Below are 15921 nucleotides of genomic sequence, written 5' to 3'. Positions count from 1 at the left end.
TTATTTTTTTAGATCCTCGACAGCAGACTTTGTAAATAGATAGAGCATGGAGGAGTAATAGCCTTCTGTAGGATCAAAGTTCGGGAGTTGGGCTAAATCAATCTGAGGGTAGGAAAGGGTGAGGGCAGCGATACTGTGAAAGCCCAATGATGCATTGTACGTTCCGATATCCCCGGTCTTAAGGTCAACCCAGGCCGGTAGGAATTCTTGCCCCTGAAATGAGCTCCAAAAAGATTGAAAAGGCTTCATATTCGAGTTGCCAGCCTGATTCCCCCAAATAAGATACAAGGGGATACGGACTGCATCGTAGCCAAAGCGGTTTCCATCGGTTGGAGTGCTAATGCCATCCTTATACATTAGCCAATCAGGCGGCAACTTCCATTTTCCATATTGCGCTTGCTCAAGTAAGCGCAGTCCAGTCAATTGAAGCTCATTCCATTCTGGCGCTGGATCGAGAACGGCTAACTCGGTAATTGCAGGAAAAACCCAGTACGACAGATTGAGCTTGAGGCCTTCTGGTTTTTCAAAGCCAAATGCTCCTGGAAGAATGACCGTACCAAAGTTCGTTTTACGTATGAGTTTTTCACGAATTGATTGACTAATTTGTAAGGCATAAAAAAGGTAGCGTGGTTCTTGCCAACGCGTATAGGCTTGAGAGAGGGCCCAGGCGATAAATAGATCACCATCACTTGCATTATTAGTATCCATCACACCTTGAGTGGGGGACCAGCTCCAGGCGAGTAACTTATCTTCTCGAACTTGAAGATTGTGCTGCGTCCAATTCCAGACGAGTTCAAATGTTTGGGGATCATTATTTTTAACCGCAAGGAGCATTGCTACTCCTTGACCCTCGGTATGACTCATTCCATCCTGACCGCTATCAATTACTCGGCCATTCTGGATGTACGCATTTTTAAACTGTTGCCAATCTTGATCTGCACAAATTGCATTACTGGAGATTACCCCAAGGGCTATAGTCACAAGCCAAGATCGAAGTAATGGGGAAAAAGTCATCGGAATGATTGAATCTTAGATATTGGGTAACACGAATCTCGCGGGAGGAAAGACGGGTATAAGGGTTATATTATGGAGTATCGGCTTATATATAGCCTATTTTTCATTAGTTTATTGAATGCAGTTAGCAAACCAAACCTTTTACCTTGCCATATTCATCGTCCTCATTGGATTGATGGCCCGATTCTTGGCGAATAGGGATGAAGATCGTGCTCAATTCAGGGTCACTCATTGGCCTATGGGCTTAAGCCTTTTAGCGCTGTCTATGTTGTGTTATTTTGCTGCCCCATGGGGCGGTAGGGTTGTTTTAGCTGTTGCTAATTTATCCCTGATCGCAGGGATGGCCAATATTTCTTTATTGTTTAGCTATTGGAATGGCTCTTTAAAGCAAACAAGTAAGCTCGCTGCTGGGATCATCGTTGTTAGCACTTCGATAGCTTATATTTACTTACTGCGTGTTGGTGAAACGCACGAACGTATTCATTTAATGAATATAGTTCTAGGCCTCTTTTGCATTTGGCAGATTGCAGTGTTGAGTCAGCTAGTGAAGAAAGATGATGCCTATCAAATTAAATTATTACTTGGCGTTGAGTTATTTCAGCTTGGTACTCGTATTACCCGTTCATTATTGGCGTTTAGCGAAGATAATCATCCTGGAACGCTTTATTTAGAGGATGGCTGGGCTTTTGCATTACGTATTGGCGCGATACTTTCTATTGCCACTATTTGCAGCTTGATCACTAATTATTACCTCGAAAAGCTATGGCATGAATATAGAAAAAGCTCTCATGCGATTGAAGATGTGATGCTTAATAGTCTAAATGCACTCTCGATGGTGCGTGACAACGAAACTGGTAACCATATCCTACGTACGAAAAACTATGTGCGGGCACTTGCTGAGAGATTGCACTCATGTGGGATATATATAGATGAGTTATCCACCAAAACAATTGAAGACATCGTTAAAGCAGCCCCATTGCACGACATTGGCAAGGTGGGCATTCCTGATGAAATTTTGAAAAAGCCAGGAAAACTCAGTGATGAAGAGTGGGTGACCATGAAAACCCATACCAATCTAGGTCGGGATGTTCTCAATTCCGCCAAACAAAAAGATGCAAGAAACACCCATGTCTTAGATGCCGCAATTCAGATTGCTGGAGGCCATCATGAGTGTTGGGACGGTTCAGGCTATCCGCTTGGACTTAAGGGCCCTGAAATTCCTTTGGCGGCTAGGTTGATGTCCTTAGCAGATACCTATGATGCTTTAGTGAATGAGCGGGTTTACAAGGGAAAGTGGTCGCATGAAGAGGCCTGTTCAGAGATCGCTAGACTAAAAGGCGTGCGTTTTGACCCGCGTATTGTCGAGGCCTTTATTCAGGAAAAAGACAATTTCTTGAGAATCTCCGAAATGTATGGAGACTCCGCATGACGATTAGCTTCGAAGCAGACTCTAATGTTCGGCGCAACTCCCGCCTTATCCTGGGAGCATCGATTGTTCTAGCCATCATATTCGTGATTAATGCGGTAATTTCAGGATATCTACTGCGCCGAAATACGATGGAGGATCGCGCTGATCAGCTAGCGACCTTAACATTAATTTTGGCTGAGCATACCTCTCAAATTATTTTTTCGGCTAATACCGTTCTGAAAAGTATTGATGATGTCGTCGTGGTAGCAAAAATTGATAATGAGAAAAGCTACCGAGAGTTTGCCTCCAATAAGAAACAATTCGAACTGCTTGAAGAAAAGACTAAATCCAACCCCATATTGGATGTCACCACCTTTGTAGGGGACGATGGCAAGGTACTGAATTTTTCTAGATCCTATCCAGCACCAGAAATTAATTTAGCGGATCGGGATTATTTTATTTATCTAAAAGATCACAATAGCCCTGATACGTTTTATAGCGTTCCCGTAAGAAATAAGGGAAATGGCAAGTGGATGTTTTATTTGGCTCGTAGAGTGAATGGCAAACATAACGAGTTCTTAGGCTTGATATTGGTTGGTGTTTCAGTAGAGGTATTCTCCACGCTATATGAGCGAATTGGAGAAAATCTAGGTAATGGCTCATCCATTACCTTGTACCGAGGTGACAAAACACTGTTGACCCGCTGGCCTTTTGCTGACGATTTGATAGGTAAGGTCAATACCAATACTCTAATTGAGCAATCATTGGCTGAAGGGGAAAATTCTAATGGGGTGATCTTTACGGATTCCACTGGCTTTACGAGGCAAAATACAGCCCCTGTTCCGAGAGTGATCTCCTATCGTCGGGTGACTGATTTCCCTTTTATAGTCGGCGCTGTTGTCCCTGAAACTTTATATCTTTCCAAATGGTACAAGAATGGCTCAGGAGGTCTAGTTGCTAGCGCTCTTAGTATCCTGGTTTTATTTATCGGAACGTATTTCCTGCTGACTACTTATCGTCGGAATGCAGAAAATGAATATCATGCTCACCATGATGTTTTAACGAAGTTGCCTAATCGCACATTATTTTCAGATCGACTGTCCAATGCTATTGCAGCGTGCAAGCGTAATCAAGAGGCCTTGGCCATTCTGTTTATCGACCTAGATAACCTCAAAACGATTAATGATATCCATGGGCATACCGCCGGTGATTTGGTGTTGACCGAGGTGTCTGCCAGAATGCGCCAATGTTTGCGTGATTCTGATACCGTCGCTCGTATCGGCGGTGACGAGTTTGTAGTCCTTCTTCCTGGTGTTGGTACCGAAGAGACTGCGGTGATGCTGGCTGAAAAAATTCGTACGGCACTTATCCTGCCAATAGACCTAGGTGGAAGCGCTATCACTACAAGCGCAAGTATTGGTGTGGCTTTATATCCCGCTCATGGTTTAAACGATGCTGATTTGATGAATAGTGCGGATGTGGCTATGTATGAGGCTAAATCTAGTGGCCGTAATGCAATCAAGGTCTATGGTAAAGATTTGGTAGCCAATATCTTTCGGGACATTTCTTGATTTGAGCCGATCAGTCAATACATGAAACAATAGGGGATGTCGAGCTCCACCCCCCAATCCTCAGAAATTGAAATAACCCCTGACTATCAGGCAGTCATTGAGGCTATTGAGCGTCATGACCCCTATATTTTTGTCAGCGGCAAAGCGGGCACTGGAAAAACGACTTTAATTGGCTACTTACGAGAGACTATTCCTGGCAACGTAGTAGTTGTTGCACCTACAGGGGTTGCTGCATTGCAAGTTAAAGGAGTGACTATTCATTCCTTCTTTAGATTGCCCCCACGCTTAATCTTTCCTGAAGAAGACATTAAGCCGTTACGTGATAAGCGCCTCTATAAAGATATTCGCTTGCTCATTATTGATGAGATATCCATGGTGCGCGCAGATGTGGTCGATGCGATGGATTTGTTCTTGCGGGAAAATGGTCCGCAAAAGGGCAAGCCATTTGGTGGTATCCAAGTGATGTTTGTTGGTGATTTATTTCAGCTCCCGCCGGTTGTGTCGAGTGCAGACATGCAAGTGCTTTCAGATCGTGGTTATGAGGGGCCATACTTCTTTTGTGCCATGGCCTTGCATCGCAAAGAAGTCACGATGGTGGAATTATCGAAAATCTTCCGTCAAAAGGATGAGCACTTTGCAGGCTTGCTAAACCGTATTCGCATTAATCAGGACGTGGATGAAGCTATCGACACTCTGAACGCACAGTGCTACAGAGACAATGCCGAGGTAGATGAGCAAATGATCACCCTGACAACTACTAACGCTAGGGCTGACCAGATTAATGGTACCGGCTTGCGGGCAATTACCGCAGAGGGCAAGGTATATAACGGCAAAACCACTGGTAAGTTCAATATTGATGAACGCAACTTACCATCACCTAACAATTTAGTGCTGAAGGTTGGAGCTAAGGTGATGTTTACTGCTACTGACCCGGGTTTTCCAAAGCGCTGGGTCAATGGCACGATAGGGGTAGTGCGTGAGCTATTGCCAGATAAAGTCAAGGTGATGGTGCAAAACGGCCCATACTCCAATACCGTTGAGGTAATTGGCCATCAGTGGGAGTCCTATCGCTACGACCATGACATGATGTCAGGAAAAATCTCCCCCCAAATTATTGGCACCTATGTGCAGATCCCATTAATGTTGGCCTGGGCAGTAACCATTCATAAGAGTCAAGGCAAAACGCTTGATAAGGTTAAGGTCGATCTCTCATCTGGCGCATTTGCATCAGGGCAGGTCTATGTAGCGCTTAGTCGCTGCAAAACAATTGAAGGGATCTCTCTTCAAAGGCCGATTGAGCCAAGAGACGTGAGTTGTGATCAAGAGATCAAACGTTTCTATCTCAATTGCTTACCAACAGCAGATAAAAACTAGCCTTTCTTTAAAAGCCTGCAGCTAATCCATCTCGGCGGTGATCGCTGCCAGCGATAAAAGCTGAGTGAACATCTTCAGTCAATTTAGCAATTGCTTGAGCGCTTCCAAAGTCTAGGCTATTCGTTGGCTGGACTGCCACTTCATGACCAAGCGCCCTTAAACCATCAACCACTCCTTGGGGCATCGCAGCTTCAACTGTCAGTTTGCCAAGATCATCAATACGCCAACGAGGGGCATCAGAGCAGGCTTGTGGGTTCAGGTACTCATCTACAAAACGCATCACAAACTGGATATGACCTTGAGGTTGCATATTGCCGCCCATCACACCAAAAGCCATCGATGGCTTACCATCCCTGGTGAGAAAAGCGGGAAGAATAGTGTGGAAGGGCCGCTTACCTGGTGATACTTGGTTCGGGTGGCCTTCTTGTAAGCTAAAGCTCATGCCGCGGTTATGAAAGGCGATGCCACCTGGCGCAACTACACCTGAACCAAAGCCTTTAAAGTTAGACTGAATATAAGAAATCATCATGCCGGATTCATCGGCGGCGCATAGATAAACAGTGCCGCCAGAGTGGGGATCACCTGCGCTATAGGTGCCCGCTTTTTGATGATCAATTAATACGGCGCGAGTCGCCAAATAATCGCGATCTAAGAGCGAAGTTACCGGTACTTGCATTGAGCGCGCATCTGATAGATAGGTGTAGACATCCGCAAAAGCCAGCCTCATTGCTTCGATCTGCAAATGAATACGTTGCGCAGAATTTGCGGGATATTGTTTTGCATTGGCTGCTTGCAAAATCCCTAAAGCCATTTGGGCTGCAATACCAGAGCCATTGGGGGGGATTTCATGAAGGGTGTATTCGCCATAATCAAATGCTAGAGGTTCGACCCAGTCTGGCTTGTTGTCTGCAAAGTCTTGCATCGTCAAACAACCACCAGTAGCCTGAGCAAAGTCCACCATACTTTTTGCAAGAGGACCTTTGTAAAAAGATTCGCCTTCAGTGTCAGCGATCTCGCGCAAAGTTTTTGCCTGCGCAGGGTAGCGCCAGAGTTGACCAGCTGTAGGCGCTTTGCCATCAATCAAAAAAGACTCAGTAAACCCAGGTTGATTTTTTAGAATCGGAATGGCTTCACGCCATTGACGTGCAATTACCGGTGAAACTGGAAAACCATTCTCCGCATAATCAATGGCGCGTTTAAAGAGTTGCGCAAAAGGCAGTTTGCCGAATTTACGCGAGAGCTCAATCCAACCAGAAACCATGCCTGGAACAGTCACGGTATTCCAACCAATCAGATCCATTGCCGCTTTGCCAGAAAAGTATTCCGGAGTCCAGGCGGCCGGAGCGCGACCAGAGGCATTCATGCCATGGAGTTTTTTGCCATCCCAAATCAAGGCAAAGCCATCGCCCCCTAAGCCATTCATGGTGGGCTCAACAACGGTCAGTGTGATTGCGGTTGCTAAGGCGGCATCTACGGCATTGCCACCATTTTGCAAGGCCTCAATACCCGCTTGAGTGGCTAAAGGCTGTGAGCTGGCTACGGCATTTTTAGCGAGGACTGGGGCGCGGCCGCCACCAAAGGGAGGGGAAATCAACATAGTTCTAATCTATTCAATAAGGTAATGCACTTAACGGTCATGAGTACTTAATCAAGTTTAACGTTTGCAGACTTGACGATCTTCGCCCATTTATCTTGTTCGCTTTGGGTAATGATCGCCAGTTGCTCTGAATTGGCAAACTGGAGATGTATCCCTTGGTTTGCTAAGCGTGTTTTAAAGTCTGGGTTGGTCAAAATCTTCCGTATTTCTTTTTCTAGTCTTGCGGTAATCAGGGGTGAGGTGCCCTTGGGTGCGAAGATGGCATAAAAATTCTCCACATCAAACTGCTTCATTCCATCTTGTCCTAAGGTCGGCACGTTAGGTAACAGTGGTGAGCGTTCTGGGGCAGCAATAGCGATGGCGCGGAGTTTGCCACTCTGAATATGGGGTAATGATGCCGTCACACTATCGAACATCATGAGGGTATTGCCTGCAATTAAATCAGGCAATGCAAAAGAGCTGCCTTTGTAAGGGACGTGAGTTCCCGTTGCGCCAATGCGCTGCATGAACAAGGTGGCCTCCAAATGGGAGAGACTGCCATTGCCTTGAGAGGCGTAATTGAAGTCTCCCTTTTTGGATTTAATAAAGGCAATCAGCTCAGGCAAATTTTTAGCGGGCACTGAGGGGTTGACTACGATCAAATGCGGAATAGTGCCCACTAATGCGATAGGGGCAAAGTCTTTAGTCAGCTCTGCGGGAGGATTTTTGAAGAGGGATTGAGAGATCGATTGGTTGGTTAATGCACTAAACAGAAGGGTGTAGCCATCGGGCGAAGCCTTAGCCGTAGCGCCCAAGGCAATCATTCCGCCGGCACCGGGTTTGTTTTCAATCACGACAGCCTGGCCAAGTGCCTCACCAAGGGGAACAGCAATTGCGCGCGCAAATGCGTCAGTAGACCCACCCGCAGGAAAGGGGAGGATCGCCGTGATGGGTTTCTTGGGCCAATCTGTGTCGGGGGCTGCCAAGCTAATTTTGCATAGACTACCCGCCAATAACGCTCCAATCATTAGGCGGCCTAAATAACGTTTTTTAATGTTCATTTCAATCTTCTTTAAGTGATAGGCCTATCGTATTGGAAAAGCGCTCATTACACGGTCTTATTTGTATTGGCATTTAAAGATGCCCATCTTTGTAAACGAGTTTAGAGGGTTGGCAGCCATGAGTAAAAGTTGTTGGGGGTTTATCGCCCGTCATTGGTGCACCATGCCCAATTCTGAATGCGGACAAGGTCAGGGCTAAGGTTGGATGAGTTGACTAATTAAACAGGTGGTAGAGAGTCGGAATGGCTACTGCGCTAATCACGCCATTCATACCCATGGCTAAACTAGCATAGGTTCCCGCTTCTGGATGAATGCTAAATGCTCGCGAGGTGCCGATTCCATGTGCGCCAATGCCGATGGCAAAGCCTCTTTGCCACCACGCTTTCATGCCTAAGGCATTGAGCACAAAAGGCGCCAAGATAGCACCTAGAATGCCGGTGATGACTGCAAATATTGCCGTTAAGGTTGGTGACACGCCAATACGTTCTGCAATACCCATGGCAATCGGCGCTGTCACTGATTTGGGGTACATCGCACCAGTAATACTGGAATCCGCCCCCAAAAAGCTGGCGATGCCTACAGCACTAAAGATAGAGACTAAGCCGCCCGTACAAAGCGAGGCTATCAACGGAATGGATCTTCCTTTAAGACTGCTCAAGCCGCGGTATATCGGTATCGCAAGAGAAACGGTTGCAGATCCCAGTAGGAAATGAATAAATTGAGCGCCCTCAAAGTAAGTGGAGTAGGGCATCTCAATGGTTTGAATGAGGGTAGCCACAATCAAAATAGCAATGGCTACAGGATTGGCCAGGGGATTTTGTTTTGAGTGCTTATATATCGTCAATCCAATTTGATAAGCGGCCAAGGTAATGAAGAGAGCAAATAAGGGGCTACCAGAAAGGTAAACCCAAATTTCTACAATGGAATGTTTTTCATTCATCTTTTGCTTCCTTGCTCAAAAATCGCACCACTACAGCGCTTGAGCCTATTGTCAGAATGACGCTCAGAACCAAGGCGCTGACGATGGCAAGGGCGTTGGCTTTTAATTGGGGAAGGAACAGCACAACACCGACAGCGGCGGGGACGAAGAGAAGGCCAAAATATTGACTAAAGCCATCAGCAACCAGCGCTAATTCCGGGTTAATCCCTTTGCGTAAGACTAGCCAGAAAACAAGGAGCACTAGTCCTATCACTGGCCCGGGCAGAGTGGGCAATAGAAACTTGGAAATGAGCTCCCCAAGACTTTGAAAAAGAAGGATTTGTACTAAGCCTGAAATCATCACCTGATCTTACAGGCTCCCATTTATGTTGCGATGCAATAACTGATTTTTTGAGTAAGATAAACACACGAAAAAGCTAGGGTTTTTATATAAATCCCTAATTCAAAGAATAAGAATTTTTAGGAGAGTAAAAATGGCCGAATTAAACGTCAATGGCAAGAAGTACAAGGTAGATGTTGATCCAGATACTCCCTTGCTGTGGGTGATTCGTGAACAAATCGGATTAACTGGTACCAAATATGGATGTGGTGTTGGTCAATGTGGTGCTTGTACGATTTTGTTTGAAGGCCAAGCCATGCGTAGCTGCTCCTTGCCGGTTGCAGCAGCCGAGGGTAAAAAAATCGAAACGATTGAAAGCTTGGAAAAAAGTGGGCAATTATCAAAAGTACAAAAAGCGTGGGTTGATAACCAAGTGCCTCAGTGTGGCTACTGCCAATCTGGCATGGTAATGGCGACTACAGCGCTATTGCGTAACAACCCAAAGCCAACCGATGCACAAATTGATGAGTCGATCACCAATATTTGTCGTTGCGGCACGTTCCAACAAGTACGTGCAGCTATTCACGCTGCGAGCAAGGCATAAGGGGAAAACATGACTACTACTATTAATACTTCCCGCCGCCATTTTGTTATTGGCTCTAGCGCTATCGCCACAGGCCTCGCTATTGGTTTTGATTTCACATTCATGTCCGCAGCCAATGCTGCAATGGGTGCTGGTACTACCGCGATGGCGCCCTTATCCACTCCTGAAATTGGGGTTTGGGTTGTCGTTAAGCCTAACGACGATGTGGTTGTTCGTATCGTGCGCTCAGAAATGGGTCAAGGAACCATCACTGGTTTGGCCCAGATGGTTGCTGAAGAGCTTCAATGTGACTGGAAAAAAGTTTCCTATGAATATCCATCGCCAGCAGAAAGTTTGCTACGTAAACAAGCTTGGGGAAGTTACTCCACTGGTGGTAGCCGCGGTATTCGTACATCAGAGCAATATGTTCGTAAGGGCGGCGCAGCAGCACGCATGATGTTGATTCAGGCAGCTGCTAATCAATGGAATGTTCCTGCTTCTGAATGTGTTGCTGTTGATAGCGTGATTACCCATACTCCTTCGGGGCGTAAAACTACTTTTGGAAAAGTATCGGTAGCCGCTTCCCAATTACCTGTGCCAACTGATACCCCATTAAAAGATCCAAAAGAGTGGAAATTGATTGGAAAGCCAGTTAATCGTATTGACGGCACATCAGATAAAGTCACTGGTCGACAAGTCTACGCAATTGACTTAAAGATGCCAGGAATGTTGGTTGCCACTATTAAGCAGTGCCCGGTATTTGGTGGCAAGGTGAAAGCCTACGATTCTGCTAAAGCAATGAATGTAAAGGGCGTTAAAAAAGTAGTGCAAGTTGGTGATAATGCTGTTGCCGTTATTGCTGATACATTTTGGCATGCAAAAACGGGTCTTGAGCAAGTAAATATTACCTGGGATGAAGGGGCAAATGCCGCTGTTTCTAGTGCGTCAATTAAGAAGAATCTAGAAGAAGGCTTAACTGCGGATGATGCTTTTGTTGGTAGCGCCAATGGTGATGTAAGAGCTGCTTTTGCAAACGCATCTAAAACAATGGAAGCAACATATTTCTATCCATTTTTAAGCCATGCAACATTAGAGCCGCAAACTGCTACTGCGAAGTGGACACCCGAGATGTGTGAAGCATGGGTTCCAACACAAGATGGTGAGGCATCATTGGCTGCACTGATAGCAGCATCCGGTTTACCAGCTGAAAAATGTAATGTTTATAAAGTCAACTTAGGTGGAGGCTTTGGCCGTCGCGGGGCTTTTCAAGACTTTACTACTCAAGCGGTAAACATTGCCAAGCAAATGCCAGGCACCCCCATTAAGTTAATTTGGACTCGTGAAGAAGATATGACGCATGATCACTATCACCCGGTGATGATGTGCAAAATGTCTGCATCCATTGATAGCAAGAAAAATGTTACTGGTTTGAATATGCGCTTATCCGGCCAATCCATCTTGGCCGCCGTTCGCCCAGCGGTAGTAGCCTCTAATAAAGGCAAAGATCCTGCGGCGTTTCAAGGTCTTGACGAGACTGGAGAGCATGGCATCACCTATACATTCCCGAATTTAAATATTGATCATGCTATGCGTAATACCCATGTCCCTCCAGGTTTCTGGCGTGGTGTGAACGTCAATCAGAATGCTATCTTCCTTGAGACTTTTATGGATGAGTTGGCAGAAACTACAGGTATGGATGCTGTAGAGTTCCGTCGCAAGCATATGCAAGATTATCCACGGGCGATTGCTGTTTTGAATGCAGTGGCAGATGGCATTGGCTGGACTAAGCCTGCAACCCCTGGAGTATTTAGGGGTGTCGCACAGATGCATTCTTACGGAAGCTATGTCGCTGCGGCTTGTGAACTTTCTGTAAAGAATGGCAATGAGGTAAAAATTCATCGCATCGTCGCCGCAACTGATCCTGGTTATGCAGTTAACCCAGCGCAAATAGAGCGTCAGGTTGCAGGCTCATTTGTCTATGGCTTGTCTGCTTTGTTTGAAGAAGAGATCACCATTGAGAATGGCGCAGTGGTACAAAAGAACTTTGATACCTTTAATTCGATTCGTCTATCTCAAATGCCCAAAGTTGAAACTATCATCATCCAAGGTGGTGGCAAAGAGTGGGGTGGAGTTGGCGAGCCAACGATTGCGGTTGCTGCGCCAGCAGTACTCAATGCTTTCTATCGTGCAACAGGTCAGCGTCTGCGTACGGTGCCTTTGAAAAACAGCGGCATCAAGCTGGTTTAACGATCAAAGTATTGTGAAACGACGTTTATGAGAAGGGGGCGCGCATTAGCAGTACTCATGCTAGTCGCCCTCAATCTCAGTCAGGTAGCAGCACAAGGTAATTCGAGCATTGTTGCTGGTGAGATTACAAACCCTTTAACTGCAAGTCCTGGGGATCCGTTACGCGGTCGTACCATTGTGGCGAGTCGTCAAACTGGTTTATGTCTTTTATGCCATAGCGGGCCATTTCCGGAAGAGCGTTTTCAGGGCAATTTAGCGCCAGAACTCAGTCAGAGTGTTGCGCGTTATACGGTGCCGCAACTGAGAGCCAGAATAGTGGATGCAAGTTACTTTAATTCACAAACAATCATGCCAGCGTATTACCGTACCGAGCATTTAAATCGCGTTGCTCCTAAGTTTGCAGGTCTCACTATTCTGAATGAGCAAGAGATTGAAGATGTAGTAGCTTTCTTAGCAACCTTAAATACTAGCAAGCCATGATGAAGCCAAAATTGATCTGCCAAAGCAATCGCCGCCAGTGGCTGAAGCAATTCCAAAAGATCGGTGTATTTGCGCTGGGAGCATGGCTTAGTCCATTAGCCGTATTTGCCAAAAAAGCAGATGCAGCGAAAGCCATTCAAGAAATCACTGGTGGCAAATCAGTGCAGGATGGAAGGGTAACTTTAGTTATTCCACCACTTGTAGAGAATGGCAACCTCGTTGTACTCAAGGTAAGTGTAGATAGCCCCATGACAGCAAATGATTATGTGAAATCCATTCACGTTATTGCTGAAGGCAACCCTTTTCCCAATATATTTACGGCCTACCTCACGCCAAGATCTGGAACTGCTACTTTAACTACGCGCGTTCGTTTGGCAGATAGTCAAACAGTTTGGGCAATCGCACAAATGAATGATGGTAGTTTTTGGCAAGGACATGCTGATACTTTGGTGACACTTTCAGCCTGTACGGAGTTGGTATGAGTAAAACATCACGCACCTCGATTACGATGCCATCCAGCGCAAAAAAGGGCGCGATTATTGAAATTCGTGCCATCGCGCAACACGACATGGAGTCCGGCTTTCGATATAGCGAAGGCGGTAAGGTAATTCCGCGCGATATTATTCGCATCTTTACTTGTACATATAACGATGTGGAAGTATTTAAGGCCGACTTTTATCCTGGTATTGGGGCAAATCCATTAATTATTTTTACTACCATCGCTACAGAAACAGGGACTCTAGAGTTCAAATGGTCTGGTGATGACGGCTACGAAGCTTTGAATCAAGCGCATATTACGGTTTCATGAGGCAATCGTTTTACCTCAAACTCCTCATTGGGATCTTTCAGCTTAGTCTTAGTGCTATCGTTTTAGCAGGCACGCAGGCCGAGGTAAAAAAACCTCAATCCAGCTATGAACTGATGTCTGCTGAAAATAAGGCCATGCAAGATGACCCTAGCCTTAACCCAGCAATGTTTTGGCTCGGTGATGGTGAGGCTTTGTGGAATGCTCCCACTGGTCAAAAAAATATCTCCTGCGCAAGCTGCCACGGTGACGCAAAAAAATCGATGCGGGGCATAGCTACTCATTTTCCAAAGGTCATGGGTTCTAAGCTGCAGACATTGGAGGGGCAAATCAATCAATGCCGTGTTGGTGCACAACAGGCGCCAGTCCTCATCTATGAGAGTAAGGAACTGCTGTCGCTGACTGCTTATATTGCAAATCAGTCAAAGGGCATGCCGATAGTAGTTAAAGAAACCGCGCAAAACAAAGTTGACTTGAAAAAAGGTCATGATTATTTTTACGAGAGAATGGGTCAACTCAATTTATCGTGCGCTCAATGTCATGAAGACAGGGCTGGTCTGAAGTTGGGAGGTAGCCCCATACCGCAAGGCCATCCCAATGCCTATCCTATTTATCGCCTGGAATGGCAGACTTTGGGGTCTTTGCAGCGCCGCCTGCGCAATTGCATGAGCGGAGTAAGGGCTAAGCAGTTTGAATATGGTTCACCAGAGATGGCCCAGCTCGAATTATTTCTCGCGTGGCGAGCGCGAGGACTACCCCTAGAATCTCCAGGGGTGAGGCCTTAAGCCTTAGTCAGAAAAGACGACTGAGGTTGCGCCATTAATTAATACGCGGTCATGTAGGTAATAGCGAAGCGCACGTGACAACACAGTGCGCTCCAAATCTCTGCCTTTGCGTACCAAATCTTCGGGTGTATCCCCGTGAGTGACTCGAGTAACGTCTTGCTCAATGATGGGGCCTTCATCCAAATCGCTGGTAACAAAGTGGGCGGTTGCGCCAATCAACTTGATGCCACGAGCATGTGCTTGGTGGTAGGGTTTTGCACCCTTAAAGCTTGGTAAAAAGGAGTGGTGTACGTTGATGCATCGTCCTGATAACTCGGATGATAAGTTATCCGACAGAATTTGCATATAACGAGCCAAGATCACCATATCTACTTTGTTATCGGCAATAATTTCCAAGAGCTTGGCCTCTTGCGCAGGCTTAGTCTCGGCAGTAACAGGTAAATGGTAGAAGGGGATATCTGCAAAATCTATGCTGGCATAGACCTCACGTGGGTGATTGGAAACAATCCCGCAAATAATCATCGGTAGCTCACCGATACGCCAGCGATATAAAAGATCAACTAAGCAATGATCTAATTTGGAGGCCATGATCAGAACGCGTTTGAGATCTTTTACTGCACGCAAATCCCAAGTCAGTTCAAAGCGCTTAGCAATTTCTATAAATCCAGATCTGAGGGTATTACCGTCAGTCGGGCAACTAAAGCTAACGCGCATGAAAAATTGTTTAGAGGCTTTGTCATCAAACTGTTGTGCCTCTTCAATATCTCCGCCAGCCTGAAAAATATAAGTTGATACCGCAGCAATAATGCCGGGCTTATTAGGGCAGGTGAGAGTGAGGTAGTAGTTTTCTGTTGTCATTGCTTTATTTCTATAAAGATTGCTCGTAATGCCTAATTTTAGTCGCTTACCTAGTTTTTGGGTTTCGTTGGTATGGCGACTAGATCATCGGGTCCAGGTAATGGTGTGCTGTAGTCGGTAAAGTTAGGGATGGGAATCTCTTCGCAAATAGGTTTAGACCCCAAGGCATTCCAAAAATGGCACTCTTTTTTGGTGGCTGCTGATGCCGCATGCTCTAGAGGGGATTTACCGGTTACAGCGGAAGAGGCCAAACTAGCCGCTGTGCTGGGGTTGGCTACTGCGACAGTAACTACAGCAGTGCCCGCTGAAGTTGCTGCTGTAGTGCCAGAGCTACCTAGTGCGGCTAGGGGTGCAAAGCACCCTTGTGTCGCTAAGGGGGCTGTAAAAATGAAAAGCCAAATCCAGAACTTTGGCCGCATTACTTGAGGGTTTTATTTCTTTACGCAAACAACGTTAAATACACCAGCAGGCCAGGATTCATTGATGATCTGTTCGAATTTGCTATCTGGAGTTTTGTTGTCACTCACCATTGTGCCCGTACCCTTTGGCCCGGAAAATTCTTTGTACTCAACAGGACGATAGCTCACAGTAGGGCAGTTGTATTCATTAATGCCAACAATAGAATTCACTGTTTTTTTATTGGTTGGATTAACACCAGGCTTCTTGAAATCCAACATTGACAAAATTTGTGCATTTTCACCAACGTCTTGAATAGTAGCTAGGTCAACATAAACAACCATGGCTTCGTTGGAGCCTAGCTCTTTCCATTCTGCGTGTGCATTACCAATAACTGCCAAAGAGAGGAGTGCTGCAAGGGTTGCTGAGAGAGTAGTTTTTTTCATATTGAGTCCTTCAAAAAATGGGTGTGTTTCTATGGGGTTATTTTAAACACCCTAAGCT

Annotated in this window: 17 protein-coding genes; 9 read left to right on the top strand and 8 right to left on the bottom strand. The window is 45.9% G+C overall.

Annotated elements, in window-relative coordinates; genetic code table 11:
- Positions 1-1014: a glycosyl hydrolase family 8 gene (locus PNUC_RS06135; RefSeq protein WP_011903008.1), complete on the bottom strand. Its 1014-nt coding sequence runs from the start codon at positions 1012-1014 to the stop codon at positions 1-3.
- 118 nt (positions 1015-1132) lie between these two features.
- On the opposite strand from PNUC_RS06135, the gene PNUC_RS10830 reads away from it, so the two are divergent.
- From PNUC_RS10830 to PNUC_RS11180, 3 genes are read left to right on the top strand one after another with little or no spacing between them, the layout of a single operon-like run.
- Positions 1133-2443 carry an HD-GYP domain-containing protein gene (locus PNUC_RS10830; protein WP_052294000.1) on the top strand — a complete coding sequence of 437 codons (1311 nt, stop codon included), beginning with the start codon at positions 1133-1135 and terminating at the stop codon, positions 2441-2443.
- Entirely contained in the window at positions 2440-3993 is a 1554-nt protein-coding gene (locus tag PNUC_RS06125; protein ID WP_011903006.1) for a bifunctional diguanylate cyclase/phosphodiesterase, read from the top strand. The genes PNUC_RS10830 and PNUC_RS06125 overlap by 4 nt, the downstream gene beginning before the upstream one ends.
- A gap of 36 nt (positions 3994-4029) precedes the next feature.
- Positions 4030-5367 carry an ATP-dependent DNA helicase gene (locus tag PNUC_RS11180; RefSeq protein WP_011903005.1) on the top strand — a complete coding sequence of 446 codons (1338 nt, stop codon included), beginning with the start codon at positions 4030-4032 and terminating at the stop codon, positions 5365-5367.
- Positions 5368-5374: 7 nt separating this feature from the next.
- On the opposite strand, the gene PNUC_RS06115 is transcribed toward PNUC_RS11180, so the two are convergent.
- From PNUC_RS06115 to PNUC_RS06100, 4 genes are all read right to left on the bottom strand, one after another.
- Positions 5375-6964 (bottom strand): gamma-glutamyltransferase family protein, encoded by a 1590-nt coding sequence (locus tag PNUC_RS06115; RefSeq protein ID WP_011903004.1) that lies wholly within the window; start codon positions 6962-6964, stop codon positions 5375-5377.
- 47 nt (positions 6965-7011) lie between these two features.
- Complete coding sequence (locus PNUC_RS06110; protein ID WP_011903003.1) at positions 7012-8004, bottom strand: Bug family tripartite tricarboxylate transporter substrate binding protein; 993 nt, start codon at positions 8002-8004, stop codon at positions 7012-7014.
- Positions 8005-8218: 214 nt separating this feature from the next.
- Complete coding sequence (locus tag PNUC_RS06105) at positions 8219-8944, bottom strand: LrgB family protein (protein WP_011903002.1); 726 nt, start codon at positions 8942-8944, stop codon at positions 8219-8221.
- Positions 8937-9284: a CidA/LrgA family protein gene (locus PNUC_RS06100; protein ID WP_048812117.1), complete on the bottom strand. Its 348-nt coding sequence runs from the start codon at positions 9282-9284 to the stop codon at positions 8937-8939. Before PNUC_RS06100 ends, PNUC_RS06105 begins: the two co-directional genes overlap by 8 nt.
- Positions 9285-9417: 133 nt before the next feature.
- Here PNUC_RS06100 and PNUC_RS06095 point away from each other — a divergent pair, with 133 nt between their 5' ends.
- Genes PNUC_RS06095 through soxA form a run of 6 tightly spaced genes read left to right on the top strand, consistent with a single transcriptional unit; the run spans position 9418 to position 14163 of the window.
- The gene (locus PNUC_RS06095; RefSeq protein ID WP_011903000.1) at positions 9418-9867 is read left to right on the top strand and encodes a (2Fe-2S)-binding protein; all 450 of its coding nucleotides are present in this window, start codon (positions 9418-9420) and stop codon (positions 9865-9867) included.
- Between the two features lie 9 nt (positions 9868-9876).
- Positions 9877-12093 carry a xanthine dehydrogenase family protein molybdopterin-binding subunit gene (locus PNUC_RS06090; protein WP_011902999.1) on the top strand — a complete coding sequence of 739 codons (2217 nt, stop codon included), beginning with the start codon at positions 9877-9879 and terminating at the stop codon, positions 12091-12093.
- A gap of 57 nt (positions 12094-12150) precedes the next feature.
- Positions 12151-12573 carry a sulfur oxidation c-type cytochrome SoxX gene (soxX, locus tag PNUC_RS06085; RefSeq protein WP_223245965.1) on the top strand — a complete coding sequence of 141 codons (423 nt, stop codon included), beginning with the start codon at positions 12151-12153 and terminating at the stop codon, positions 12571-12573.
- Complete coding sequence (locus tag PNUC_RS06080; RefSeq protein ID WP_011902997.1) at positions 12570-13055, top strand: SoxY-related AACIE arm protein; 486 nt, start codon at positions 12570-12572, stop codon at positions 13053-13055. Before soxX ends, PNUC_RS06080 begins: the two co-directional genes overlap by 4 nt.
- Positions 13052-13381 carry a thiosulfate oxidation carrier complex protein SoxZ gene (locus tag PNUC_RS06075; protein ID WP_011902996.1) on the top strand — a complete coding sequence of 110 codons (330 nt, stop codon included), beginning with the start codon at positions 13052-13054 and terminating at the stop codon, positions 13379-13381. Before PNUC_RS06080 ends, PNUC_RS06075 begins: the two co-directional genes overlap by 4 nt.
- A complete protein-coding gene (gene soxA, locus PNUC_RS06070) occupies positions 13378-14163 on the top strand; it encodes a sulfur oxidation c-type cytochrome SoxA (protein WP_011902995.1) in 786 nt (261 codons plus the stop codon). Before PNUC_RS06075 ends, soxA begins: the two co-directional genes overlap by 4 nt.
- Before the next feature lie 3 nt (positions 14164-14166).
- On the opposite strand, the gene purU is transcribed toward soxA, so the two are convergent.
- The 3 genes from purU to PNUC_RS06055 are packed head-to-tail and all read right to left on the bottom strand — an operon-like array spanning position 14167 to position 15863.
- The gene (gene purU, locus PNUC_RS06065) at positions 14167-15021 is read right to left on the bottom strand and encodes a formyltetrahydrofolate deformylase (RefSeq protein WP_011902994.1); all 855 of its coding nucleotides are present in this window, start codon (positions 15019-15021) and stop codon (positions 14167-14169) included.
- 50 nt (positions 15022-15071) lie between these two features.
- Positions 15072-15440, bottom strand: coding sequence for a hypothetical protein (locus PNUC_RS10965; protein WP_011902993.1), 369 nt, complete (start codon positions 15438-15440; stop codon positions 15072-15074).
- 12 nt (positions 15441-15452) lie between these two features.
- Positions 15453-15863, bottom strand: coding sequence for a surface-adhesin E family protein (locus PNUC_RS06055; RefSeq protein ID WP_011902992.1), 411 nt, complete (start codon positions 15861-15863; stop codon positions 15453-15455).
- Positions 15864-15921 lie beyond the last annotated feature (58 nt).

It is taken from the genome of Polynucleobacter asymbioticus QLW-P1DMWA-1 (assembly GCF_000016345.1).
Lineage (GTDB): Bacteria > Pseudomonadota > Gammaproteobacteria > Burkholderiales > Burkholderiaceae > Polynucleobacter > Polynucleobacter asymbioticus.
This window is presented reverse-complemented; position numbering and strand designations above follow the sequence as displayed.